The organism is bacterium endosymbiont of Bathymodiolus sp. 5 South, from assembly GCF_900128535.1.
In the GTDB taxonomy this organism is placed as follows: domain Bacteria; phylum Pseudomonadota; class Gammaproteobacteria; order PS1; family Pseudothioglobaceae; genus Thiodubiliella.
This window is the reverse complement of sequence record NZ_FQTR01000197.1, coordinates 1-2,651: the sequence shown is the minus strand read 5'-3', so window position 1 is coordinate 2,651 and position 2,651 is coordinate 1. Positions and strand designations below refer to the sequence as shown.

3 protein-coding genes and 1 pseudogene are annotated in these 2,651 nt (G+C 38.9%); all 4 read left to right on the top strand.

Going from position 1 to position 2,651, the window contains the following annotated elements; genetic code table 11:
- Window positions 1–112 (top strand): annotated as a pseudogene (locus BBROOKSOX_RS12295) (fructose-1,6-bisphosphate aldolase); the annotation flags it as partial.
- A 55-nt stretch (window positions 113–167) separates the two neighbouring features.
- A complete protein-coding gene (locus BBROOKSOX_RS09915) occupies window positions 168–614 on the top strand; it encodes a Panacea domain-containing protein (RefSeq protein WP_139661555.1) in 447 nt (148 codons plus the stop codon).
- A gap of 9 nt (window positions 615–623) precedes the next feature.
- Window positions 624–989, top strand: a complete 366-nt coding sequence (locus BBROOKSOX_RS09910) for a hypothetical protein (RefSeq protein ID WP_139661552.1) — start codon at window positions 624–626, stop codon at window positions 987–989.
- A partial coding sequence (gene mnmG / locus BBROOKSOX_RS09905) for a tRNA uridine-5-carboxymethylaminomethyl(34) synthesis enzyme MnmG (RefSeq protein WP_139661549.1) occupies window positions 973–2,651 on the top strand: 1,679 nt, incomplete at its 3' end. The genes BBROOKSOX_RS09910 and mnmG, both read left to right, overlap by 17 nt.

Below are 2,651 nucleotides of genomic sequence, written 5' to 3'. Positions count from 1 at the left end.
TCGTTTTGAGGCTTTTGGCTCAGCTGGTAACGCTGATAAAATTAAAGTCTCTTCATTAGATACGATGAGTCAAAGATATTTGTCTGGTGAATTAGATGCAAAAATCAAATAGTTAGATTGAGAAGTTTGTTGTAAGTATTTGGACTATATTTTAATAGGGGAATTGTATGGTTTATTCAGTGATAACTATTGCTAATAAATTTATTGATTTAGCCAAAAATGAGAATTTGACTAATATGCAATTACAAAAGATGGTTTACATTGCACATGGATTTAATTTGGCACTTAGAGGGACTAAGTTATATTATGAAGACACGAGAGCCTGGAATTTTGGACCTGTAGTACCAGAACTTTATGAAAAGTTGCAAATATATGGTTCCAATAAGGTAACAGACAAGATAAGTATTTCCAATGTAGGGGAAGAGGAACTTGATGACTATAGTTCGGAAATTATTAACGCCGTATATGATAATTATAAGAAATATAATGGTATACAATTGTCAAATCTCACTCATCAAGCCAATACCCCTTGGAGTAAATCTTGGAAAAACAATAAATATGGTGTAATTCCTGCTGATGACATATGTGAGTTTTATAAAAATAATTATACTTAATTTATAATTATGGGTAGTGATGACGATATACAAAAATTAAAACGTATAATAGCTGAAAGTACAGCCAAAATAGAACAAACTAAAAGTGTAGCCTCAAAAGAAAATCAAGATCCTTCTAAATCTTTAGAATCTAAGAAAAATATACAAGAGTTACAACACAAAAACAGTAAGCATGAGCTTGCGGTTGGAATATACAAGAAGTTATTTTTGGCTATTTGTGTTTATATTATTTTAGTGTTATCATTGCTCACTGGAAATGAACATTATTTCCAGCTTAAGGATTTGGTATTAATCGCTTTATTAAGCACAACTACTGCAAATATCCTTGGCGTGTTTTATATAGCTTCTAAGTGGCTTTATGAAACAGCTAAATAACACCTATTCAGTCATTGTCATCGGTGGCGGACACGCTGGTACCGAGGCAGCGCTTGCCTCTAGTAGAATGGGTGTTAAGACACTGTTGATTACGCACAATATTGAAACACTGGGACAGATGAGTTGCAATCCTGCGATTGGCGGGATTGGTAAGGGGCATTTGGTGAAAGAGATTGATGCGATGGGTGGCGCTATGGCGCATGCGATTGACAAAGCGGGTATTCAATTCCGCACACTGAATGCTTCTAAAGGTCCAGCAGTGCGTGCTACTCGCGCTCAAGCAGATAGGGTTTTGTATAAAGCGGCCATTCGTTACGCCTTAGAAAATCAGGAAAACCTATCGTTGTTTCAGCAGGCAGTTGAAGATTTAATCATTGAAGATGATGTGGTCAAGGGTGTGAAAACACAAATGGGTTTGAGTTTTACGGCCGATAAAGTGATTCTAACTTCGGGTACTTTTTTGGGCGGCGTGATTCATATTGGGCAGTCTAATTATGAAGGCGGTCGTGCTGGTGATGCGCCATCTAATGCATTGTCTAGGCGTCTTCGTGCCTATGATTTGGGTGTTGGTCGATTAAAAACCGGCACACCACCAAGGCTTGATGGGCGCACGATTGATTTTAGTGTCTTGCAAAAACAGCCAGGTGACATGCCATTACCGACTTTTTCTTTTATGGGAAAGGCGAGTGATCATCCACAACAAATCCCTTGCTACATCACGCATACCAATGAGCAAACGCATGATTTTATTCGTAACGGTTTAAAAGACTCGCCAATGGTTACAGGCAATATTGAAGGTATTGGCCCCAGATATTGTCCATCAATTGAGGATAAAGTCGTGCGTTTTAGTGAGCGTGATTCACATCAAATTTTTGTTGAGCCTGAAGGTTTGATGACGAATGAGGTCTATCCAAACGGCATCTCTACTTCTTTGCCGTATGAAGTACAGCAAGATTTTATTCGCTCAATTAAAGGTTTTGAAAATGTTGACATTGTGCGTCCTGGCTATGCCATTGAGTACGATTTTTTTGACCCAAGAGGCTTAAGGCAAACACTGGAAGTAAAGAAAATATCAGGACTGTATTTTGCAGGGCAAATCAATGGCACGACAGGCTATGAAGAAGCAGCAGCACAAGGATTATTGGCAGGTGTGAATGCGGGATGTGCTGTGTTAGCAAAAGAGCCTTGGCACCCAAGGCGTGATGAGTCTTATATCGGTGTGATGGTCGATGATTTGATTACCAAAGGCACCAATGAGCCTTATCGGATGTTTACCTCCCGTGCTGAATATCGTTTGTTACTCAGAGAAGACAATGCAGACGCGCGCTTAACACCTAAGGGCAGAGAGCTAGGCTTGGTGGATGATGAGCGCTGGGCAGCGTTTAAAATTAAATATGAAGTAGCAGCGCAAGAAAAAGAGCGTTTAAAAACCACCTGGATTCAAGCCAGTGATGCGCAGGCAAGCGAGGTATTGGGCGCACTAAATCACGAATATTCATTATTAGAACTGTTAAAACGACCAAAAGTAAATTATCAAATTTTATCTCAGATTGAATCAGCACAGCCTTTTTTAACGGATACAACTTTAATTAGCGTGGTGGAAAATCAGATTAAATATGAAGGTTATATCAAACGCCAGTTAGAAGAAATTGAAAAATATCG

Bases quoted from the DNA above. Each gene is read 5' to 3' on its own strand.
- BBROOKSOX_RS09915 (WP_139661555.1), top strand. From the start codon at position 168: ATGGTTTATTCAGTGATAACTATTGCTAATAAATTTATTGATTTAGCC.
- BBROOKSOX_RS09910 (WP_139661552.1), top strand. From the start codon at position 624: ATGGGTAGTGATGACGATATACAAAAATTAAAACGTATAATAGCTGAA.